A 21,971-nucleotide genomic window follows, 5' to 3' on the forward strand; every position below is an offset into this window, starting at 1 on the left:
TCCTCGGTGCTGATGGACGTTGTGGCGCCCTCAGACGAAGTCGTGGGGGCTCCATTCGTCGAGCCAAACGATGGATGGGCGGTCGTCGTCGAAGCGGATCGGTAGCCACACGTAGTCGGCGATCGCTGTGTTCTCGCCGCGCACCGCCGCCATCACCGTCTGATCGTTGCCGGTTGAGGGTGGCGTCTCGCCGCGCGCCATCGCCGCGACAACGTCGTAGACGTTGGGCATGTCCTCCGGCAGTTGCGGGAGCCATCGGTCAGCGAGGGCGATGTAGAGGTCGTTCTTGTGGGGGTGCTTGAACACGGAGCTGATCTGCGACCGGTACGAGGTTCGCGAGGCGTCATGGGGATGTGGGTCACCGAGGACGTCGAACGGGCCGTGATAGCTCAGGCCGACCGCGACCTCGGAGAAGTTGGGGAAGTAACCGGTCGTGCCCGAGGTGATGAGGTAGTGGAATCCGCCGCGCTCGAAGTGCGCGGGTGCCTCGCGGGTGAAGGGCGGTCCTGGGTGCGGGAAGTGGCTGCTGTAGTTCCCCGTGACGTCGGTGTAGTCGTCCGTGAGCTCGACACAGATGAGCTCGGTGTGCACCTTCTCGAAGTAGTAGTAGGCGTTGCCCGTCTTCGGGTCGACGGTTAGATCGAAGTCGCCGGCGTCGAAGCCACACGGCCGCAACCCGGTGCGTACGATTTCGTAGGGTCCCAGCAGATCGTCGGCGACGAGGACGGTGGAGGTTTGGGTCTGCTGGCCGTCCCTGCCCATGATCTTAAGCCAGCACACGTACTTCCCCGTGCGCTCGTTGAACAGGATGTGTGGCCTATCCATCATTTGCGTTGGATGCAACGGCGAAGTGGGATCGCCGGCTACCGGCGGGATGATGAGGCCCCGGTCGGTCCAGGTGACCAGGTCGGACGACGAGTACGCCCGCACGCCCCAGTGCCAGTTGCCGCTGCCCGGTATCGTCCTCTCCTTGTTCTCGCCGTACCAGTAGAACAGGCCGTCGGTGCCCGTGATGATCGAGCCCCCGTGGGCCTGGATGCGCCGGCCCGCGGTGTCGAGCCAGACCTGGCCGGGCCGGATCGTTGGGCACACGTCGGTGTTCGCCGGGGTCATCGATCTCCTTCATTATCAGCCGCGTTCGACTGTCGTGTATTCTGGTTGCGCGTTGCTCGTGGTTATCCGCTGGCGGCGATGTGTGCTGCGGTTCGCCAGGCGAGGGCCATGATGGTGAGGACGGGGTTTGCGCCGCCATTGGTGACGTGGAGGCTTGCATCGGCGACGTATACGCGATCTGTTCCCCAGACTTTGCCGAACGGGTCGGTTGCGCCGTGGCGGGGTGAGTCGGACATGCGCGCGGTGCCTGCCTGGTGCTGGCCCGCGGATAGTGTCGTTTCCTTCATCGGGCCTATCTGCCAGGTTTGGCGAGCGCCGGATGCGTGTAGCCATTCCTCGGCTCGGTCGGTGAGGAACGCGACGGTTCGGAGGTCCTCGGGATGATGGAAACCTTCGAGTCGGGCCACAGGGAGGCCGAGGTGGTCGGTCACGCCTGACGCCAACCGGACGCGTGCGCCGCGAATCGTCACTTCCTGGACCGGCCCGGAGACGATGCCGGTGTGGCGGTAACTCTCCGCCATGGCGCGACGCACGTCCGCCTGGCTGACGTCGGGGGAAAGTCCCATGAGGCGGGTCATGAAGTAGTGCATGACGGGGAGCCTGACGAAGTCATCCCCGAGCAGGCCTCCACCGACGACGCTGTCGTTTCCGTGGGCGAAGCGTCTGGTCGCGATGGACGGGCCTGGTCCGAGTCCGTCGTGGACCGGCTCGTCGAACACGCCGAGCGCGCCTGCGTAGAGGTGTCCTTGGAGGCAGTCGCCGACCCAGTCGTTGCCCAGGCCGCTGAGCTGGAGCAGCCTGGCGGTCTCGACCGCGCCGCCGGCGAGCACGACCGTTCCGGCGCGGATGACGCGTGACGCGCCGCCGGCGGCGATCTCGACGTCGCCGGCGGCGGATACTCGCGTGACCTGCGCGCCAACAGTCAGGTCGGCGCCGAGGTCGACGGCGCGGGGCAGGACGGTGCTGTGGGTGCCGTTGCGGGCGTCGACGGGGCAGGTGAAGCCGACACACATCCCGCAGCGGATACATGCGGCCCGGCCAGCGCGGGGTCGGGTGTTCAGCAGCAACGGGGTTGGTCCCGTCGGCCATCCGAGCCTGTCGGCGCCGGCCGCGAGCGCGGCAGCCAGGGCGCTCGGCGGGAAGGGGGGCATCGGGTAGTCGCGTTTGCGGTGCGCGTCATCGGGGTGCGGGCGGCCGGCCACGCCGAGTTCCCATTCCACCTGGTCGTAGAACGGTTCGAGGTCACCGTAGGTGATCGGCCAGTCCGCGAGCGCGGATCCTTCTGGGACGCCGTACAGGGAGGCCATCCGGAAGTCCTCGGGCCGGAACCGCCAGGCCTGGGCGCCGAAGAACCGGGTGCCACCTCCGACGGTGATTGCGTTGTGGTGGTAGCGGCCGTCCTCGGACTCGACCGCGATCTCACCGTCGTCGCCGAGGACTGCCCGGGGGTGCCCGGGGGGTGTGTCGAGGTCGCCCCCGAGGAAGAACCGGTGGTTGCGGATATGGTCGGTAGCGAGGTCGCCCGCGCCGTACCACTGGCCGCGTTCGACGACGAGCACGGATGCTCCCGCGGACGCGAGCACGAATGCGGCGACACCGCCACCGGCTCCGCTTCCCACAACGACCGCGTCGTAACGTTCACGCAGGTCAGACAACGCCCGCGTCCGCAGGCGGGCCACGACCGGTGTGTCGACGGCCGGGGGCCCGAGCGGATAGGGGACGTACCCGACCTCATCCCAGCTGCCCGCGTCGGGGTCGGCGTAGAAGTCGAGCAGCGAACGGTGTGAAGAGGAACGGTTCATCGGGCTCGCCTTCTGTCGGAGGCTCCTACATGGGCCGGAACCGACGAGCGCGAACACGCCGCGCTCGTGAGTACCTGGGCGCGGATGGCATCGAGGGTGGATGCGAGGGCGATGGTCTCGTCCAGTGGCATCACCGGGCTCTCGGCGAGTCCTTCGGCGAGGCAGCGGTGCACTTCGGCGATCTCGAACTGCAACCCGTTGCCCTCATAGGAGCCGTCGATGTGTTCGGCGCTGCCGGGGCGGGTGGTGACGGTGAGGGCGTTCGGGCAGTGCATGAACGCCGGGAGGTCGATCGATCCGCCGGTGCCCGCGATGCGCGCCGCGCACGTCATGGTCACCCGGATCGCCGCTTTGACCACACCAAGCGCGCCGCCAGGATGGCAAAGCACCGCCGCGACCTGCTCGTCGACTCCGGTCTCGCCGATGACACCGGCCGCGGCGACCTGCTCGGCCGAGCCGAGCACGAGCGAGCAGAGCTGGATCGGGTAGATGCCCAGGTCGAGCAGAGCACCGCCACCCAGATCCGGGTCGAACAGGCGATGCTCCGGGCGCACCGGCCACCGCATCCCGAAATCTGCCTCCACCAGCAGCGGTTCGCCGATGCGTCCGCTGGCAAGCACGTCGACCAGGGAGCGGTAGGCCGGCAGGAACCGACTCCAGATCGCCTCCATCAGGAACAGCCCGCGGTCGCGGGCGTGTTCGGCCATCCGCCGGGCCTGTCGGGCGTCGAGCGCGAACGGTTTCTCGCACAGGACGTGCTTGCCGGCCTCCAGGAAGGCGACGGTGTCCTGCTCGTGCCGTGACGGCGGGGTTGCCACGTAGACCACGTCAACGTCGGGGTCGATGGCGAGCGCGGCGTAGTCGCCGTACCTGGTCGGGATCCCGAACCTGTCGCCGAAGGCCGTCGCGCGCTCAGCCGCGCGTGACGCCACCGCGACGATCTCTCCGTCGCCGACCGACCGCATTGCTTCCGCGAACCCGGCTGCGATCTCGCCCGGTCCCACCACACCCCAACGAATCATGATGGTCATCCTTTTCGGGTTTGGGGGAGGGCTATTTCGATTTCGCTGGGATGGTGTCGAGCGCGTCGACGAGTTGCCAGACTGAGCGGGCTCGGGTGTAGGCGGTGTACCGGCAGATCGTGACCTCGTCCACGAACCAGGATTCCGGTGCCGAAGGCGTAGCCCTTGGTCGAGCGTTCGCCTTCGTCGAAGATCTGGTTCGCCACGGCTTCACTCATTTTCAGGGCCTTGGCGACGGGCGCCTCGTCGCCGGTGCTGTGACCGATGTGAACAGCGGCGGCCGTGGCCATGTACGTGGTGCCGGGCCACACGTCACCGATTTCCGGGATGTAGCGGCCGGGTGGCTGGATGTAGTCCATCGGGAAGTGCTTCAGGTCTGTGTTCACCATGACGGGTGGACCGGCGGGGTTGCCGGCCTTGTAGGTCGTCCACCCGAATGGGCAGAGCGCCGCGTAGGTGCCGTCGTCGGGGCTCAGCTGCTTCCATGTCGGGAGCACGCCACCGAAGTTCCCCTGCGGGGCGATGTTGTCGTGCCGGGTGGCGAGGGTCCTGACGGTCGGGCCACCTGACGGCCCTCGACCTGCTCGCGGACATGGAACGCCACCTGCGGGAGAGTGCACATCTCCCAGAAGTTCGACGACTGCGAGCTACTCATGTTCCACAGCCCCGAAGGTCCCGAACAGGTTGTAGTAGAACGAGCCGACGCCGCCGAGCGGGATACCCAGACCGGGCACGCCCAGCCCGCCGATGAGGGTCTGCAGGCCCGTAGGCTCACCCGTAGCGCACTCATGGTCGCCGATGGTGGCGCAGGGGCCCGCACCGGCGATGCCGCTTCCGGCACCCTCCAGGACTCCGGCCCCCCGCCGGACGTCGACGGCTTACGCGAGCATCCGGCGAACCCACCTGCATCGACGACACCGGCGGCAGATAAGACACCTCCGAGGAGGAACGTCCTCCCTCGAACCGTCATGTCACCACGTGCAGCGATCAGTTCAGCGTCATCTGGCGACTTCATCCGGCCATCGCTCCATGTCAACTACTTAGAGTCATTTTCCCGGGCGCATCGCACTGCCAGCGCGCGAGTCCTCTCCGGGGCCGCGCCTCGTCCAGCGCGCAGCCCACGACACGTCTTACCGACAGGGCTGTAGGTTTATCGGGAGGTTCCTGATCGTGTCAACCCCACTGGGAGTGCCAGGCTGATGCCACCGGAGAAGGGCGCGCTGAACCGCCGCGGCGTCGCCCGGCGCGAGCAGATCCTCGACGCCGCCGTCGAGCTGTTCGCCCGGCAGGGCTACCGCGGGACCGGGCTGTTGGAGCTAGCCGAGCGCATCGGCATCAGCCACCCCGGGATCCTCCACCACTTCGCCACCAAGCAAGATCTACTCCGCGCCGTCCTGGACCGACGCGACCAGTTCGCCAACCGGGTGATCCGCGGCTTCGCGGGCGCAGGCACCTTCGGCCTCCACAACTCGCAAGACGCGGTCGAACCGGAAATTGTCACTCGGCTGATGATCGTCCTGCGCGTGGAAAATCTTGATCCCGAAGATCCCCTACACGACTACTTTGACGAACGCGACCGCCAGACCCGCGGCCTCATCGCCGACGAGATCCGAGGCGGTCAGCAACGAGGCGAGATCCGCAGCGACGTCGACCCCGACACCAAGGCTGCCGAGATCCTCGCCCTCACCATCGGACTCGACGCCCAATGGCTCCTCAACCCCAACCGGCGGACCCGCACGATCACCAGCACCCGGCGGGCATCGATCGCGACATCCGCCACCGTCCACTCGTGATAGCTGTGCACCCGCGACGTCACGACCCCGCAACCCGGGCAGGCCACCGGCCCTTGGGGCGTCCGGGCGCACAATCGGACCAGCTCGCCCTCGTCCACCACATCCTCGACGATCAGCGGCGACAAACCCGAAAACACCAGCTCAACCAGACGATCCGCTCCACCCACGCCACATCGTGTCGCCACACACCGGGCGGACTGGCCGGCTTCCGCCGTGAAGCCTCACCAGGGACCACACTCCGTCACCACCGAAAGTGAGCCAGAGCCGATAGTCGGACACTCCCCTTGGCCGAGATGGAACGCGATCATCGTTGACGTGATGAGGTCCGGGTTGAGTGGTCGCACCGTCAGTCTCTGATCTGTCTGTGTCCGGATCGCCCTACCAGGCCGGCGTAGGCTCCGGCCTAGCAGGTAGGATCAACTGGAGTCAGGACGGTTTCTTCACCGAGATTTCGCTGACCGCGTCGTAGAGCGACCAGACAGAGCGGGTTCGCGTGTATCCAGGAAACCTGGAGATATGGTGGTCGTCCACGAACCAGCTCTCGGGGGTTGCGAAGGCGTAACCGTTGCTCTCGATGTCGTAGATCTGGAGCGCACACCCCTCTCCGAGCTTCAACGCCTTTTCCGTGATGTCCTTGTCCTTGACCTTGGCGCCGATTCGGAATGCTCCCGCGGCGGCCAGGAAGGCGATACCCGGAATCACTTCATTGATTTCTGTGGTCCTCAGCGAACTAGGGTAGATACTGAAGTCCGGCTTGAGGATAATCGGGCCACCCATCAGGTTCCCTTCGGGATCCCTGAACCGGACGAATGAATCCAGAGTGTTCTTCAGGTGAGTACGGGCATGGTCCAGATCGACGACGTCAGGCAGGCCGAGCTCCATCGCGACGAGCTGACCGGCGAAGGACTCGAGCCAGATGGCGTCCGGCGGCGGCACCGGCTTGAAACGACCCCTGATAGTACCGGTACGATCTCCGATCCCGCCGGTGCCGTCGCAGTAGCGGTATCGACCGGTGGCCGGGTTCCAGAAGATCCTCTCGAATTCCTCCTTCGCTGCCGCCAGTTCCTCGTCGAGTTCCTTCTGTATCTCAGGTGTGGCCTCGTCAACACCGAGTCGGGCAGCCTGGGGCGTCAGCGTCGAGAGGATTTGAAGCGACAGCAGATACAGCCCGCAGTTGTAGATTCCGTGACCGTTCACGACAGCCTGATCCATAGTGTTCGGCGGGTTGTTGGATGCCGGGTCTGCCGGCAGGTGGGAGCCGGTCGGACGGAAGAACTGCGAGTATGTCAGCGCCTTCAGCATCGGCGCGTATCCGTATTCCAGCAGATCGTCGTCGTCGTAGAACTTGATCAGCGCGTACGTTCGGTAGATGAGCTTGTGCGGGCAGTCACGAAAGGGATCTCCGGCTTCGTCCGCGAACAGATCACCGAGATCTCTGGTGGGCGGAGCGGGAGGGTTTCCCGCTGTGGGCGGCTTGGAGAACGGGAGATTCTGGAATGACGCCGTCTGGGTGATGTAGGGTCCCGAACTTCTGAAGGTCTGCTGAATCACGCGCCCGATTCCCAGCGGATTCTGCCTGACCATCTGAAGCAGCGGGCGAACACGACCCAGCTCCAAGCTGCGGAACAGCTTCGCGAAAACGAGGTAGCCGGAGCTGTCCATGTCGACTTCGTTCGTCTGCGCTCCACCGTCCCCGCCATCGGCGTGGAAATAGATGTGGGTTTCCGGGATCGCGGATCCCAGACGAGGCGAGGTTCCCTCTTCGACACTCATCGGCATCGTGTTGCTGACGAGCCCGGACTCCCAGAACGAACCGTTGAAGATCATGTGATACAGCTCGTTCAGAGAAGCCTTGCGTAGCCACGGCGGAACCTGTGGATTCTCGGCGATCGGCTTCCACCACGACTCGACGGCGGCGAGAGAGTCATCGTACCGGGCCAGCTCCTTCCGGGCGATGGTGAAACCCTGCCTGAAGGGGTACGAATCCTGGACGTAGTCGTTGGTCCGCGATGTCTTTCCGCCGAGGAACGCCGTGTACCGACGCATCCAGACGGCCCTCGTCGTCGCGTCCTCGCCGTCGTAATAGACCTGCGGGAAGTCCCAGGAAAGGGCGAAGCGAACAGTCTGTGTCTGGTCGGGCTCCAGGGTGAGCGCCACGGCCACCGCACCGGCCGATGCCGACTGGTCGATGTCGCCGTTCGGCAGCTTCCCGTCCGCGCCAGCCGCGGAGAACGGGGCGTAGATGTCGCTCCCGTCGCCCGATCCGTCCCACGAGGTGCAGTAGGTGAGTGTCTGCCCGGCGAATGGATGCGCGGCAATGGTCCACTCGGACGTCACAGTGTCCGGCGTGTTCTCCGGGGAGTCCGAGCCGAGGGTCACCCCGCCTATACCCGACGCGGAATCGCGATCGAACCTGCTGTAAAGACCAGTCCGCACCGAACCCGTGGCGAACGCCGGGGCGTTCGGGAACGTCAGCATGACAGAAATCTTGATCGGCTTGGCGGTGGGATTGTTCATGAGCATGTCGAAGAACGCCACCGGCATCGACGTGCGCTCGTCCTCGTTGGCCACGATCGGCGACCAGATCTTGGTGGAGACCTTTGACTGGAAGCCGCTGTAGGTCATGTACCCGAACGGGAAGAGTACAGCGTAGCTGCCGTCCCCGGGCTTCAGCGTGTTCCAGGCAGGCAGGACGTCGCCAAAAGTGCGATCAGGAGCGGTGTTGGTGTGCGGTACGGCCAGTGTCCTGACCGACACACCCCCGCCGCCCCCGACGACCTCCTCACGTGCGTGGAACGCCGCCTGCGCGAGGGTGCGCATCTCCCAGAATTCCGTGGTCGGCTGCCCGCCCATGTTCCACGGTCCGAACGTCCCACACTGGTTGAGCATGAAAGAGCCGCCGCCGACGCCCCCGAGCGGGAGGCCCAGGCCGGGTACGGACAGGCCCGCCCCCACACTGCGGAACACGGGGTTCGGGACTCCCGTCCTGCACTGCTGATCCCCGAGCGCGTTGCAGGACCCCGCTGGCACCGCGCCTAGCTTGCGGACATATGCCGCCTTGGGCACAGGGTGAACCGCCGGCTTCACCGCAGCCGCGGGTTCGCTTCCGGTGCAGGCAGCAAGCGCACCGCCGAACGCCGCCAAGCCGGCCGCCGCGGCTGTACCGCGCACGAAGGTCCTGCGCGAGACGCCACCGCCACGGTGTGCGCCGGATAATTCTCTCTCACCCATCACGCCGCCCTTCCGAAGGTGAAGTTCGTCTGTTGGTGCGGGGCCCGGCAAGGCGGTGTGATGATGACCTCGCCGGCCTGGTGCACGACGTGGCCGCCGAAGAACAGACGCCGCCGTCAGGGCTGAACTGGTTCCACACCCCGAGCACACCGTCGAAGCTCCGCCTGGGGCAACGGTGTCGTGCCATGTGGCGAGGGCCTAGGACGGTCGCGGCACCACCGACGTCCCAGGAATGTCAGATACTCCCCGCGGGATGGTGCGCAGGTCCCAAAAGCCCGACGACCGCGAACGCTCTGGTCCACGGCTCGAAGGGCCCCGACAGGTTATGGCAGAGCCAACCGACACCGCCGGGCCGGAATGCCCTGACCGGGCATACTTAGGCCTGAGAGCGCATACAGGCCCCTCCGCACGCCAGTGACGCACACCCGGTCGCCCATCGCACTGGCAGGGCCGGCCCTCGCGAAGCCCTAGACGCGGACATATGCCGTCTCTCAAACACTCGGGTCTCCGTCGGCCCCCGGAACCGCCGCGATGGGCGCGAACCCGCCGAACGCCTCTGCGGTGTCGGGCCGGCGATGGGCATGGCCCCCTCCCGAGGATGAGCGCCATGCGCGGACGGCCTCGCCAGCGCCCGTCGCGACACCTCTGGGATCTTCCGGTGGTTCCATAGCAGTCCCCAGCTCCACGTTCGCTACATCACGTCACCAGCCTGAGCCGTCTCAGGAGCCGCTCGTCGTCCGCCGGGAAACCGAACCACATCTTCCTGACAGAGCTGTATGTTTATTCGGAGGTCGCGCCTTGTCAAGCCCATCGGGAGTGCCCGGCTGATGCCACCGAAGAAGGGAACACCGAACCGCCGCGGGGTCGCCCGGCGGGAGCAGATCCTCGACGCGGCCGTCGAGCTGTTCGCCCGGCACGGCTACCGCGGGACCGGGCTCCTCGAGCTGGCCGAGCGCATCGGCATCAGCCACAGCGGGATCCTCCACCACTTCGGCACCAAGGAGGATCTTCTCCGCGCCGTCATGGCCCGGCGCGACGAACTCGTGGACCAGGCGACAACCGACTACGCGGGCAAGGGCATCTTCGGCGCCCAGGACCTTCAGACCCCGACCGAACCCGACATCGTCATCCGACTGGTGACCGTCCTGCGGGCGGAGAACCTCGACTCAGAGGACCCCCTGCACGACTACTTCGACCAGCGCGACCAGCAGACCCGCGGTCTCATCGCCGACGAGATCCGGCGAGGGCAGCAACGCGGCGAGATCCGCAGCGACATCGATGCCGCGGCGAAAGCCGCCGAGATCGTCGCCGTCGCCCTCGGGCTCGAGACCCAGTGGCTGCTCAACCCCACCCTCGTCGACCGATCCGCGATCCTCCGCTCCTACCTGCGGGCCCTCCGCGACGACCTCACCCGCCCGGACGCACCCCGACAGCAGACAGAGACGCCGAAGTAAGTCCGACACGGGCCCATCCGCGGCTTCGGCGGCACCCGGGGGCGAGCGCTCGTTGCACCCCACCCCTGACGAACGACGGTTGTGCAGACGAGGCCGATGGGCCGCCTCGACCCCCCGCCAGAAACGGCGGCGGAACTCCTGGTCCCCGGCCCGATCCGGCCTGATCACCTTGACCGCGACCGGCCGCCCCCGCCGGTCGCACACGTAGTGAACAGCGCCCATTCCGCCCACGCCCAGCCGGCTCAACAGAACGCACGGGCCGATGACTGTCGGCTCGTGCGGCAGCAGGGCGTCCCGGGGGAACGATCACCCGGCCGCCGGAACCGTGCGCCCCTCCGGGTACGGCACCATGCCAGCGGACTGCGTCAGTCTCTGACTCACCCGGTGGGTGAGCCCGCCGCCGGGCCGCGACGCGGCGGCGATCATGCGAGATCGAACTCCAGGTGCGGGACGGTCAAGGCCGCGCAGGATGAAGGTCGGCAGGTACTCATAGCGGCGGGCCGCAGGCCCACGAGCAGCAACCCGCTCGCCCTCGAACACGCCAGCGAGACTCGATCGCCGGCGGAGAGAGTCCGACTATCAGCCGTGTTGTGTGCCGGGGCAGTTCCACGGTTGTGTGGTGGTCTCCGGAGGACGATGTTTTTGGTCGTGGCTGTCAAGACCAGGCCTGCCGCCGGCCTCCTCGCTCGCGCTCAGATGATCCGGAGTTCCTTTGGGCTGGCGATCCACCAGCGCCGACGTCAGGGAGTAGCCGTCGTCGTCCCGCACCACCTGCTCATCGCCTCTCGGCAAGGCCCTCATGAGGAAGCCCTGGGGGAGAGCGCCCCGTAGAACGTCCGCCGTAAAAGCGGACGGCCTACCAGGCTCGATCTTGAGCACCGTCGCAGGTCATGGCACCGACACGACCGGGCCAGACGACCTCCGCTGCCATACAGGGCCCATACCTTGTGGCAACGTCCGTGAACACAGGCCTCGTGACCTCCCACCCGGAAAGCGGAAGGTCAATTCCACCGTTCTCGCAGGTCAACCGGGGTCCGAGACAGGCCATCACTGAGATCGTGTGACGCCGTTGCCACACTCGTTTCCATATAACGATCAAGCAGTGATCGATAAATCCAGCTATTTCCGCAGGTCAGAGGCGGTGGACAGAACCGCGCACAATGCGAACCGCTACCCCGCCATCCCCGGCCCCACGATTTCCATCCCAATCTCGAGAAGAGGCCGTCTACCAGCGGAAAAGCGCGGCCGCGCCGTCGTGCGTCCGCACACGGGGCGCGGGCCACGACCCCCGTCCGCCAGGTAGGGCCAGATTGGCTGCGACGGCGAGACACCGCCCACGGCCCGGAAATCGGAGGATCAGCCAGGGTGATCTGCCCTAGTGTTCCGGGCCGTGGCGGACGTACACGGGACATCCACCTCCAGGAACGCCTCCTGCCCGCAGGAGGCGAACACCCGGTGAACCGCCCTGCCGGACTACGACATGCGGAACGCTGCGTCGGCGGTGGATGCGCTCATGGTCAACCGCCCCCGTGGGAAAGGTACTCGGCGTAGAACAGGCCCAGGCCGAACGCTACGGCCAGGCCGGAGACGATCCAGAACCGGATGATCACCGTCGTCTCCGGCCATTCGGCGAGCTCGAAGTGATGGTGGATGGGCGCCATGTTGAACACCCGTCTCTTTGTCGCCTTGAAGAACGCCACCTGGATCATCACCGACAGCGTCTCGATGACGAACAGGCCCCCCAGCACGAACAGCAGCAGCTCGGTGCGGCTGACGATCGCGATGCTGGCGAACGCCCCGCCGAGCGCGAGCGAGCCGGTGTCCCCCATGAAGATCTTCGCCGGGCTGGCGTTCCACCACAGGAAGCCGAAACAGGCCCCCATCGCGGCGGCGGAGACCAGCGCGACGTCGAGCGGGTCGCGCACGTAGTAGCAGCCCTCGGTCAGCGCCCCGGACTCGCAGACGTTGCCGAACTGCCAGAAGGAGATCACCACGTAGGCGCCGAAGACCATCGCGGACGTGCCGGCGGCCAGGCCGTCCAGGCCGTCGGTGAAGTTCACGGAGTTCGAGGTCGCGGCGATGATGATCCAGGCGAGCAGCGGGAAGCCGATCAGGCCGATCGAGAACCCGGTGTCGCGCACGACCGAGATGAACGTCGAGCCCGGCAGCAGCCCGCTGTCGTTCTTGAACCGGACGGCCAGCAGCCCGAACGCCAGCGCGACCGCGGCCTGGCCGGCGAACTTCGTCCGGGCCGTCAGCCCCAGGCTGCGCTGCTTGCGGATCTTGATGTAGTCGTCCAGGAAGCCGACCAGGCCCAGGCCCGTCATCACCATCAGGACCAGCAGGCCCGAGGCGGTGAAGCCGATGCCGGTGACCAGGTGCGAGACGAAGTACCCGGCGAGGGTGGCGAGGATGATGACGGTGCCGCCCATGGTGGGCGTGCCGCGCTTGGTCAGGTGGCTCGACGGCCCGTCCTCACGGATCTCCTGCCCGTAGCCCTGCCGCCGGAAGAAGCGGATCACCGACGGGGTGCCGAGCAGGGAGATGACCAGCGCGACCAGTGCCGCGAAGAGAACTCCTCTCACGCGAGCGTCACCCGCGCACGCCTGGTTCGCCGGAGTGTCCCACCGTGTTCCACGTGTTCTCGATCCCCTCGATCGCGGCGCCGTCCCCACCCACTGCAGTCCAGTCTCTCGGCTACCTGCTCGAGCGTTACGACCGGCTCGCCTTCACCAGAACCACATCGCACCGGCCGTGGGGTGCCAGAACTCGGCTACTGGTGTTGATCTGGGATTTTAGGTGGCTCATTCGTATTCGTTGATCAGGCCGCCGAGGACGGGTCGGTGCTTGATCCGTTCCGTCGTGACGTCGGCGATCGGGTGGTCGAGGCGGTTGGAGTTGGCGCGCGGCGCGGGCGTCGTCGTTGTAGTGGGCCGCGTGCACGGACACACCGATCCCAGTGTCAGTCCGGAATCAGAGGACGCGCGCGGACGAGCGGATCCGCCGCACCCGCCGAGTCTGCGGACTTCGTCATTTTGCCTCGCGCCGGGGATGACTCGGATGGCATCGTGTTCTTTGGGTCACCGGGTGACTGTTCATGCGATGCGTACAGGAATCGGCCGGCCGGCGCTGTGTGGTGCCGCGACCGCCCTCGCGTCCAGGTGATCAGGAGGGACCTACGGTGCTGCTGGGTGAACGACGCGGCGACGAGCGCGCGGCACCGTCGTCGGGTTCAGGGCAGCGCGCGATCGTGGCCGGAGTCGGGCTGTGCGTGATCGCGGCTGCCGCGCTGTGGTTGCCCTGGTGGGAGGCGAGCAGGCGTCCGGTCGTGTTGGGGCGCGGCCCGGCCCGCGGGGTGGTCGAGCAGTGGTCTGGCACCGAGATCGTCGGCGCTGGCAGGTCCGTGGTAGTGGTGTTGCTGGTCGTAGCTGCGGTCGTGGTGGTGGCGTGGTTCGTCCGCGCCAGCCGAGTACCTGGTTTGGCCCGCGTGCTGGTCGCAGCGTCAGGCACGGCAGCCGTGGCCACGGCGGTCACGTCCCGGGCGAGTTGGGGTTGGGCGAGCGGCGCTGCGTGGGGAGCAGTGGTGGCCTCGTGCGCCGGGCTCACCGCTGCGGCCCTGGCGGTTAGTGGCGTGGTCCACATGGCCGGGCGCGTGCGTTGGGTGCCGCTGGTGGGGGTGGCTGTGGGGGTGCTGGTGCTGGTCGTGCCAGCTCCTGGCCTGGGAGGGTCCTTCGCGGGGCGAACCTCGGGTCCGTACGTCGGGCTGGCTGAACTGCGGGACGGAGAGTTCCGCAGTGGTGTGCGAGGGCTGCCGGCATCGGTTGACGATCTCCGCCTGACCGTTGTCGACGGCAGGGCGGCGGTGGCTACCTGGCAAGGGCTGGTCACGGTCGACGGTCGCGGGCGTGCGGAGGTGCTCGCCAGGCTGCCGTCCGAGGTCTCCGGCCGGGTGGCGCGAGAAGGCTTGATGCTGGGTGTGACCGGCGATCGCATCGCGCGGTGGGACGGGTACTCCGAACTCGCCGTCTGGAACGTGACGCCCGGCAGTCCGTTCGAGATGCGGGTGACCGATGTCGGAGAGGCAAGCCGGGTGGGAGTCGACGGGTCGGTGTGGCTGCGAGCGTTCGACGACGCGCCTGGCACGTTGCGTCGTCTGGATGTGTCCGCTGTGCGTGACGGGCAGGTCGTCGATGCGGTGGACCTCCCGGCGATCGAGATCGCGGCACCTGGCAACACGAGCCCGGGTGCCGTTGATTTGCTGCCCGTTGACGAGGGCGCGCTGACCGTGCCGGACGATCCGCGAGACGGTTCGCGGCTGGTGCGGCTGGGCGCCGCCGCGGCCACGGATGGACCGGTGAGTGAAACGCTGGCCGGCGGGCTCGATCCGGCGTGCGGGCTCACCAGTGACAGCACGGCGAGCTACTTGCCCTTCGTGCCGTGGACGACACTCAGCCGCGACGACGCAGGCGGTACGTGGTTCGCCATCCACGCGGAACCCTATGACGACAGGCCGGTCATCGCGCACCTCGATTCCGGCGGCGTGCTACGAAAGGTGGCGGCTGCTGCGCCTGGCAGGGTGGCCGCGATGACGCTGGAGGACAGCGGTTCCCTCGTGTTGGCCATCGACGCGCCCGAGGAGCCCGACGCGCTATGGGTGCTGCCCGACGCCGCCAAGCACCTGGAAGACCTACCATCGCCGAGCGCTGACTGTGTGGCATCGCCGACGCCATTCGCGCCGCCGGCGACGCTGGATGCGGTGTCGGACTCCGCTGGCAGCCGGTTGGGTGTCCCCCTCGGCGTCGACGGCCGCTGGGCAGATGCGAGCGCCGGGGCCGGGAAGAGCACCGAGTTGTTCGTCGTCGACCCGGACGGCGATCGCACGTCGGTGGGACGGCGTCGGGACGGGAGCCTCGGCTCTGTGGTGCCCGATGGGACCGGCGGCATGTGGTGGGTCGAGGTTGACGAGACCGACCCCGAGAACCATCGGCTGGTGCATGGACGACCTGGCGAGCCCGAGCAGCGCGCTGAACCCGTCAGAGGCATCGACGACTACGGCGGGTCGATGCTCATCGCCGATCTCACGGGCGGACCGCCGCTGCTGGGCACCCCCGACGGAGCCTTCGAGCTCGTTGACGGTCAGGCCCGGCAGGTTTTCGACGGCCCGGTCGATGACGGCGTGATCGGGCCCGATGGTCGCGGCTGGTTGCTGAGCGAAGGCCGCCTGCTGAGCTTCGACGGCCAGGACGCCCGCACGGTGATCGACGCCGTGGATGCCGACACAGCGCCGGTCTCGGTTCAGCTGCGGCACGGGGTGCGACCCGAGCAGCTCACGCTGATGCGCGCTCAACTCGGCCTCGATGCCGATGGCCGCCCGCTGGTGGTCAGCGACGACGTCGTCCTGGCAGTGACCGACAGCGGCGCGGTGCAGGTCGTCGCTCAGGACGACCAGTTCCTCCATATGACCAACGTGTATCCGGTCGAAGGCGGCACCGTCGTCACCGTCGCCGACGGGTCCGAACACCTCAGCCTCAATGTCAACGCCATGTGAGGCAACACCATCAGTTGTTCGCGTAGCCGTCCGAACAATGGTCAAGAAGGTAGACGAGCCACGCGCGGACGTCGTCCGCCATGGCCTCGACCATCAGCCCGGACTGTCCGTCCCCCGCAGGAGTTCGCGGTCGTGACCGCGGGAATTCGCGATCACGACCATCTTGTACCGTCGACGCTGATCGACCGCAATGCCAGCTCCGGTGCCTGTGGGGCTCCAGAATCCCGATTTGGGCGGTGACCTGCGCGTCTGCCTGCCGGACGGGGCCCACATCGGGCAGGCTGGATGGTCATGGTGTGATCCCTGCTCTACGCCCTGACACGCAACGCTTTCGGACTGATGCTGCTCCGCGTGCGCGGCGACACCGCGAAGGACGTGGAGCTCCTCGTCCTGCAACACCAGGTGGCGGTGCTGCAACGACAGGTCCAGCGTCCGGCCCTGGAACCGGCGGATCGGGTGATCCTCACGGCGTTGTCCCGGCTGCTGCCCCGGGCTCGCTGGGGTTCGTTCTTCGTCACCCCGGCCACCGTGCTGCGCTGGCACCGTGACCTCCTCGCACGAAAATGGACCTACCCTCGGACGTCGCCCGGACGGCCATCGGTCCGCCGGGAGATCCGCGATCTGGTCCTGCGCCTCGCACAGGAGAACCCGACCTGGGGCCACCGCCGCATCCAGGGCGAACTCGCCGGGCTGGGCTACCCGGTCGGGGTCGCCACCATCTGGCGGATCCTGCACCGCGCCGGCGTCGACCCCGCGCCCCGCCGGGCCGACACCTCCTGGCGCACATTCCTGTCCGCCCAGGCCTGCTGGCCTGCTGGCCTGCTGGCCTGCTGGCCTGCGATTTCTTCACCGTGGACACCGCGTTCCTCCAACGGATCCACGTGTTCTTCGTCGTTGAACACGCCACCCGCCACATCTACGTCCTCGGGGTCACGAAGCACCCGACCACGGCGTAGGTCACCCAACGGGCCAGGAACCTACTGATGGACCTCGAGGAGCACAGCCACCGGTTCCAGTTCCTTATCCGTGACCGCGACACCAAGTTCACGGCCTCCTTCGACGCTGTCTTCACCGGGGCCGGCATCGACGTGGTACGCACACCCCCCGCAAGCCCCGACGGCGAACGCGATCACGGAACGCTGGATCGGCACCGCCCACCGCGAATGCACCGACAGACTCCTGATCGTCTCCGAACGGCACCTGACCGCGGTCCTCGCCAGCTACTGATGATTAATGTGCGAGGTTATTTTGATCGGAGATTTTCCCAGGCCAGTCCGGTTTCGGCAAGGAACCCGACGAGAAGCTCGGGCCGGTACTGCATACATTTCAGTCCATGCTTGAACGCCTGAAATACCTCGTCGATACCACGGGCAGCCAGATGCACCAGGGTTGTGCGTTTCAGATACGACCAGGCACCCTCCGTGGGATTCAGATCGGGCGCATAGGCCGGCAGCCACACAACACTGATCCAGCCGGTGTGCGCGGCCAGAAACGCGGCCATCTGCGCCTGGAGGTGGATGTTCAACCGGTCCCACACCACCACCAGCCGACCCCCGGGAAGCTGCACGTGCGCGGCCAGCAGAAGATCCCGACAATCCGCCCAGCACAGCCCCTTGCGCTCACCCGAACGGCCGTGACTGACCCGGACCCGGTAGACCAGCCGGGCCCGCTGCCCGGGTTTGTAGCAGACCATCCCGACCACACTCACCCGCCCGGCCCCACCCCGCCCCGGCACCCGCACCACCGGGGTCACCCCGCGGCGCGCCCACGTCCGTCCACGTGGCGGCCTCAGGCCCTGCCCTGTCTCGTCGAGGAAACAGACCCAGGCACCCCGGGCCGCCGCGGTGGTTTTACCGCCGGCCATCCCCGGTCCTTCCACTCCTCGACCACAGTGTCATCACGTTCGACCGCGCGCCGCACCGGCAGCTGGCACGACCAGCCGTTGCGGTCCAGCAGCATCCACACCCCCGGCACGGTGTAGGTGATCCCGAACTCCCGCCTGATCACCTGCGCGACCCGGGCCAGGGTCCACCGCTGATCGGTCCAGCCATACACCCCCGGCCCCCGACGCAAGATCGCCTCCAACCGGGCCAGATCCCGATCATCCAACCGGCACGAGGACACCGGACCGGTCGACCGCAACGCCGCCGCACCCCCCGATTCCCATGCCCGATACCAGCAGCCCGCTGTTTTCGGGGTCACCTTGAATTCCCGCGCCACCTCCGTCCGTGTCGCTCCCGCAGCGAACCTGTCCGCCGCGGCCAACCGAACCCGCTCCCGTTCCACCTGCCCGGCGGGCGTCAACCCGCCACCCGTCGCATACCTCATGCCGATAGATGTACCCACACACCACAAGCCATCACCAGCAGCATTAACCCCGTGCATTAACCATCAGTACTGCCCCGGTGCACCGCCGGCCCGCACCGAGGGCCGGAACACCCGTGAGCGCCTGTCGGATCGCAAGACAGACTGGATCCCTGAGGCAGAGCACGGTTCCCCAGGAGCCCGGAGCTCCTGCCACATCCCGACCTACACCCTGCACGGCCTGCAGAGGCTGCACGTCGAACTCACTCCGGCATGACGGCTACCGGAGACCTCGAAGGCAAGGTCGCGATCGTGACCGGTGCCGCCAACGGGATCGGCGTCGCGATCGCGACGCGGTTCGTCACCGAAGGCGCCAAGGTCGTCATCGCCGACATCGACGCCGGTGGTCAGGGCGTCGCCGCGGAGCTTGGTGAGCGCGCCACTTTCTTCAGCACTGACGTCTCCGACCCCGTTCAGACTCAGGCACTCGTCGACTTCACGATCAGGCACTTCGGCGGACTTCACGTGCTGTGCAACAACGCCGGTGTGTCCGGTGGGCTGCGGCGATTCCTCGACGACGACCTGCGCGACTTCGAACGTGTAGTGGCCGTCGACCTATACGGGGTCATGGCCTGCAGCCGCAGCGCCGCCCGGCACATGGTCGATCACGGCGGCGGCGCCATCGTCAACATTGCCTCAGGAGCCGGGATCACCCCCGGAATCGGGATGCTGCCCTATCGGGCAGCAAAGGCCGGCGTCGTCCAGTTCACCCGGTGCCTGGCGGTGGAGGTGGGCGAGCACGGCATCAGGGCCAACTGCATCGCCCCCGCCAACATCTCCACAGACATCAACGCCGCATTCGACAAGGCCACCGTCATCCGCCTGCAGCCGTTGCCGCACCAGGGCAGGACCGGCGACATCGCCGAGGCCGCGCTTTACCTCGCCAGCGACCGCGCCGCCCACGTCACCGGCCTGGTCCTCGCTGTCGACGGTGGTATGTCCCTCGGGACACCACCACGTCGCTGACAGATCGGGACAGTCCCGCGGCGCCGTCACGGGCGAACTCCGCTCCCATTCTCGGCCGGCGCAGGCATGGTTCTTCGGCGTCCCGGTAGGGCACGACGCGGGGCCCCGCCCAGAGACGATGTCCGTCGACGCCATCGGCTCCGCAGAGGCTCCAGACGTTCTGCCGGCGCGCCACGCCCGATCGGGTGTGCCGCGGAGACCAGATCTGCGGTGTGCTGCGGGATCTCGACGGGAGGCGGTGGCCATGGAGGGCCCGGGGAACATCCTGCGCGCGTCGGCGGCACGATTTGGTCCGAAGCCGGCACTGATCACGGCAGACCGAACGCTTGGATTCGCGGAGCTCGACGCGCTCAGCGACCGGGTCGCCGCCTGGCTGGTCGACCGCAGCGTCCGACGAGGTCAGCCGGTATCGCTGTACTCGCAGAACCGCTGGGAGTGGGTCGTGGTGGCTCTGAGTGATTCGAGTGGCCCCACTCTCCGACTTGGGTTCTAACGGTGGTTGCAACACCAGTCCCGAAAGGTGTTGCGATGACCGGATCCCGGTGGAACGTCCGCAAGCGAGGCCCTGAGCCGCAGGCAGCCAAGCGTGATCACTACCTTCTGCTGATGGCGCAGGGCATGAGCAACTCGGTAGCGTGCCGGGAGGTCGGGATCAACCGCAGGACCGGAACACGGTGGCGATACGGGCGCACCAGCACCGACCACGCCGGCCGTACCCGCTCCTACCCACCGATCACCCAGCAGCCGCGTGTGGTGTCCTCGCGGTTCCTGTCCGAGGACGAGCGGGTCCGCATCGCTGACCTGCTGCGCACCGGGAACTCGATGCGGGAGGTCGCCCGCCAACTCGGCCGCAGCCCCGCCACGATCAGCCGCGAGATCCGCCGCAACCGCGACCCGCACTCCGGGGTCTACCACCCTCACCAGGCCGAACAGCGCGCAGTGGCTCGCCGCACCCGGTTCACCGACGGGAAGCTGCGGTGTAACCCGCAGCTGCGCCAGTTCGTCCAGCAGCGCCTGGACCAGCACTGGAGCCCCGAGCAGATCAGCGTCGCACTCCGGCAGGAATTCCCCGACGACCCGGACATGCAGGCCGCACCCGAGACCATCTACCAGGCCCTCTACCGGCCCGAACGCGGCGGCCTGGACCGCGACACCGCCACGAAACTACGCACCCGCCGACGGTCCCGCCGCCCGCGACGCCGTCCTGACCAGCGCGCCACCCGCTTCGTCGGCCCCGGCACCCTGATCACCCAGCGGCCGGCCGAAGTGCAGGACAGGATCCAGCCCGGTCACTGGGAAGGCGACCTCATCGTCGGCCAGGGCAACCGGTCCGCCATCGCCACCCTGGTCGAGCGCTCCACCCGCTACCTGACGCTGCTGCACCTGCCCGGCGGCGCGGTGCCGACCAAGTCCTCGACGCGCTCGTACGCGAGATCTCCGGCCTGCCCACCCCACTGGCGCGTTCGCTGACCTGGGATCAAGGCAGCGAGATGAGCCGCCACGACGAGTTCACCGCTGCCACCGGTGTCCCGGTCTACTTCTGCGAGCCCGCCAAACCCTGGCAACGCGGCTCGAACGAAAACACGAACGGGCTGCTGCGCCAGTACTTCCCGAAGGGCACCGACCTGTCCGTCCACACCGCGGCCGATCTGGCGGCCGTCGCTGCCGAACTCAACGCGCGGCCCCGCAAGATCCTCGGCTGGACGACTCCGGCGAGTCAGCTCGATAAGCTCGTCGCAACACTCGACCTCCCGGATGTTGCAATCATCGGCTGAATCCGCCCTCTGCCAGCACCCGCCCGACTCACCACCCGTGGTCACCCCGACCCCGGGTTCCACCGTCCGTCGCACACGCATCCTCGGCGAGCTGATCAACGAGTACCGCAACGCCGCCTGACGACACCCCCGGAGCCGCCTGACGACACCCCCGGACGATCACATCAGCCGCAAAAGACCAGCTCACAGGCCGAAACCCGAATTTCGGAGCCCCACACGCACCACACTCGTCCGTCGATGCGCCACGCTCGAGGACGTCGAGCCGACTGACACAGCTACCGCCGCGCGCTATACGCTGCGCCAGCTCGCGACCCGGATCGTGGCGCTCACCGCCGAGATCGACGACCTCAACCGCCGGTTGGCCGCCGTGCTCAACCGCCACGCACCCGCCCTGCTCGCCAGGGTCGGCGTCGGACCGGACACCGCCGCGGCGCTGCTCATCGTCGCCGGCGACAACCCGCGACGGCTGACCAGCGACCGATCCTTCGCGGCACTGTGCGGGGTGAGCCCGATCGAGGCCTCGTCCGGGAAGACCCGCCGACACCGCCTCCATCGCGGCGGCGACCGCCAGGCCAACTCCGCGCTGCACCGCATCGTCATCACCCGGCTGCGCTGCGACCCCCGCACCCGCGCCTACCAGCAACGACGCCTCACCGAAGGCAAAACCCCACGCGAAATCGTCCGCTGCCTCAAGCGCTACATCGCCCGCGAGATCTACAACGCCATCCCGCGCACCAACCCACCGGCCACCGCGACTACTTGACAACACAGGGGCGTCAGCGCCTCCCGCCGCACTCGCACCGAATGGCGCATGGGCATCATGTATCCCGAAACGGACGCTCCGGGATAAACAGGGTTCGTTTGTATCCAGCCGGGCGCGGGTATTAATGTGCGTGATCGTTT

Annotated in this window: 15 protein-coding genes and 3 pseudogenes; 8 read left to right on the plus strand and 10 right to left on the minus strand. The window is 67.4% G+C overall.

Going from position 1 to position 21,971, the window contains the following annotated elements; genetic code table 11:
* Positions 1-30: 30 nt before the first annotated feature.
* The 4 genes from FRANEAN1_RS21520 to FRANEAN1_RS21535 all read right to left on the minus strand — a co-directional run bounded on the left by FRANEAN1_RS21520 (position 31) and on the right by FRANEAN1_RS21535 (position 4,434).
* Complete coding sequence (locus tag FRANEAN1_RS21520; RefSeq protein ID WP_020461932.1) at positions 31-1,113, minus strand: family 43 glycosylhydrolase; 1,083 nt, start codon at positions 1,111-1,113, stop codon at positions 31-33.
* Between the two features lie 62 nt (positions 1,114-1,175).
* Positions 1,176-2,915, minus strand: a complete 1,740-nt coding sequence (locus tag FRANEAN1_RS21525) for a GMC family oxidoreductase (RefSeq protein WP_020461933.1) — start codon at positions 2,913-2,915, stop codon at positions 1,176-1,178.
* Positions 2,912-3,937 (minus strand): Gfo/Idh/MocA family oxidoreductase, encoded by a 1,026-nt coding sequence (locus tag FRANEAN1_RS21530; RefSeq protein WP_020461934.1) that lies wholly within the window; start codon positions 3,935-3,937, stop codon positions 2,912-2,914. Before FRANEAN1_RS21530 ends, FRANEAN1_RS21525 begins: the two co-directional genes overlap by 4 nt.
* A 5-nt stretch (positions 3,938-3,942) precedes the next feature.
* The gene (locus FRANEAN1_RS21535) at positions 3,943-4,434 is read right to left on the minus strand and encodes a hypothetical protein (RefSeq protein ID WP_041254561.1); all 492 of its coding nucleotides are present in this window, start codon (positions 4,432-4,434) and stop codon (positions 3,943-3,945) included.
* A 702-nt stretch (positions 4,435-5,136) separates the two neighbouring features.
* On the opposite strand from FRANEAN1_RS21535, the gene FRANEAN1_RS21540 reads away from it, so the two are divergent.
* Positions 5,137-5,730 (plus strand): TetR/AcrR family transcriptional regulator, encoded by a 594-nt coding sequence (locus FRANEAN1_RS21540; RefSeq protein WP_020461936.1) that lies wholly within the window; start codon positions 5,137-5,139, stop codon positions 5,728-5,730.
* Here the strand turns inward: FRANEAN1_RS21540 and FRANEAN1_RS43875 are convergent.
* Together FRANEAN1_RS43875 and FRANEAN1_RS21545 are read right to left on the minus strand one after the other, a co-directional pair.
* Positions 5,658-5,897: pseudogene (locus FRANEAN1_RS43875) on the minus strand (transposase family protein); the annotation flags it as partial. The gene FRANEAN1_RS21540 and the pseudogene FRANEAN1_RS43875 overlap by 73 nt on opposite strands.
* Before the next feature lie 259 nt (positions 5,898-6,156).
* Entirely contained in the window at positions 6,157-8,961 is a 2,805-nt protein-coding gene (locus FRANEAN1_RS21545) for a GH116 family glycosyl-hydrolase (RefSeq protein ID WP_020461938.1), read from the minus strand.
* Positions 8,962-9,788: 827 nt separating this feature from the next.
* On the opposite strand from FRANEAN1_RS21545, the gene FRANEAN1_RS21550 reads away from it, so the two are divergent.
* The gene (locus FRANEAN1_RS21550) at positions 9,789-10,415 is read left to right on the plus strand and encodes a TetR/AcrR family transcriptional regulator (protein ID WP_020461939.1); all 627 of its coding nucleotides are present in this window, start codon (positions 9,789-9,791) and stop codon (positions 10,413-10,415) included.
* Positions 10,416-11,932: 1,517 nt separating this feature from the next.
* On the opposite strand, the gene mraY is transcribed toward FRANEAN1_RS21550, so the two are convergent.
* Entirely contained in the window at positions 11,933-13,000 is a 1,068-nt protein-coding gene (gene mraY, locus FRANEAN1_RS21560) for a phospho-N-acetylmuramoyl-pentapeptide-transferase (RefSeq protein WP_020461941.1), read from the minus strand.
* Positions 13,001-13,580: 580 nt separating this feature from the next.
* Entirely contained in the window at positions 13,581-14,021 is a 441-nt protein-coding gene (locus FRANEAN1_RS41380; protein ID WP_157472745.1) for a hypothetical protein, read from the minus strand.
* A 25-nt stretch (positions 14,022-14,046) separates the two neighbouring features.
* Here FRANEAN1_RS41380 and FRANEAN1_RS21565 point away from each other — a divergent pair, with 25 nt between their 5' ends.
* Positions 14,047-15,963, plus strand: coding sequence for a hypothetical protein (locus FRANEAN1_RS21565; RefSeq protein WP_157472746.1), 1,917 nt, complete (start codon positions 14,047-14,049; stop codon positions 15,961-15,963).
* A gap of 339 nt (positions 15,964-16,302) precedes the next feature.
* Positions 16,303-17,187, plus strand: a pseudogene (locus FRANEAN1_RS43880) (integrase); the annotation flags it as partial.
* A 19-nt stretch (positions 17,188-17,206) separates the two neighbouring features.
* Here FRANEAN1_RS43880 and FRANEAN1_RS21575 read toward each other — a convergent pair.
* Both FRANEAN1_RS21575 and FRANEAN1_RS21580 read right to left on the minus strand, forming a co-directional pair.
* On the minus strand, positions 17,207-17,827 hold the full coding sequence (locus FRANEAN1_RS21575) for a transposase (RefSeq protein ID WP_020460718.1): 621 nt from the start codon (positions 17,825-17,827) through the stop codon (positions 17,207-17,209).
* Positions 17,752-18,348 (minus strand): winged helix-turn-helix domain-containing protein, encoded by a 597-nt coding sequence (locus FRANEAN1_RS21580; RefSeq protein ID WP_347176705.1) that lies wholly within the window; start codon positions 18,346-18,348, stop codon positions 17,752-17,754. The genes FRANEAN1_RS21575 and FRANEAN1_RS21580 overlap by 76 nt, the downstream gene beginning before the upstream one ends.
* 192 nt (positions 18,349-18,540) lie before the next feature.
* Here FRANEAN1_RS21580 and FRANEAN1_RS21585 point away from each other — a divergent pair, with 192 nt between their 5' ends.
* From FRANEAN1_RS21585 to FRANEAN1_RS21600, 4 genes and pseudogenes are all read left to right on the plus strand, one after another.
* Entirely contained in the window at positions 18,541-19,293 is a 753-nt protein-coding gene (locus FRANEAN1_RS21585) for an SDR family NAD(P)-dependent oxidoreductase (protein ID WP_020461944.1), read from the plus strand.
* Between the two features lie 244 nt (positions 19,294-19,537).
* Entirely contained in the window at positions 19,538-19,786 is a 249-nt protein-coding gene (locus FRANEAN1_RS21590) for an AMP-binding protein (protein WP_020461945.1), read from the plus strand.
* 125 nt (positions 19,787-19,911) lie between these two features.
* Positions 19,912-21,068: pseudogene (locus tag FRANEAN1_RS21595) on the plus strand (IS30 family transposase).
* A 319-nt stretch (positions 21,069-21,387) separates the two neighbouring features.
* The gene (locus tag FRANEAN1_RS21600) at positions 21,388-21,831 is read left to right on the plus strand and encodes an IS110 family transposase (protein WP_020461948.1); all 444 of its coding nucleotides are present in this window, start codon (positions 21,388-21,390) and stop codon (positions 21,829-21,831) included.
* The last annotated feature ends 140 nt before the right edge of the window (positions 21,832-21,971 follow it).

The organism is Parafrankia sp. EAN1pec (assembly GCF_000018005.1).
In the GTDB taxonomy this organism is placed as follows: domain Bacteria; phylum Actinomycetota; class Actinomycetes; order Frankiales; family Frankiaceae; genus Parafrankia; species Parafrankia soli.

Coding starts and splice junctions, on each gene's coding strand:
- FRANEAN1_RS21520 (WP_020461932.1), bottom strand. CDS start 1,113: ATGACCCCGGCGAACACCGACGTGTGCCCAACGATCCGGCCCGGCCAG.
- FRANEAN1_RS21525 (WP_020461933.1), bottom strand. CDS start 2,915: ATGAACCGTTCCTCTTCACACCGTTCGCTGCTCGACTTCTACGCCGAC.
- FRANEAN1_RS21530 (WP_020461934.1), bottom strand. CDS start 3,937: ATGATTCGTTGGGGTGTGGTGGGACCGGGCGAGATCGCAGCCGGGTTC.
- FRANEAN1_RS21540 (WP_020461936.1), top strand. CDS start 5,137: ATGCCACCGGAGAAGGGCGCGCTGAACCGCCGCGGCGTCGCCCGGCGC.
- FRANEAN1_RS21545 (WP_020461938.1), bottom strand. CDS start 8,961: ATGGGTGAGAGAGAATTATCCGGCGCACACCGTGGCGGTGGCGTCTCG.
- FRANEAN1_RS21550 (WP_020461939.1), top strand. CDS start 9,789: ATGCCACCGAAGAAGGGAACACCGAACCGCCGCGGGGTCGCCCGGCGG.
- FRANEAN1_RS21575 (WP_020460718.1), bottom strand. CDS start 17,827: ATGGCCGGCGGTAAAACCACCGCGGCGGCCCGGGGTGCCTGGGTCTGT.
- FRANEAN1_RS21580 (WP_347176705.1), bottom strand. CDS start 18,348: ATGCACGGGGTTAATGCTGCTGGTGATGGCTTGTGGTGTGTGGGTACA.
- FRANEAN1_RS21585 (WP_020461944.1), top strand. CDS start 18,541: ATGACGGCTACCGGAGACCTCGAAGGCAAGGTCGCGATCGTGACCGGT.
- FRANEAN1_RS21590 (WP_020461945.1), top strand. CDS start 19,538: ATGGAGGGCCCGGGGAACATCCTGCGCGCGTCGGCGGCACGATTTGGT.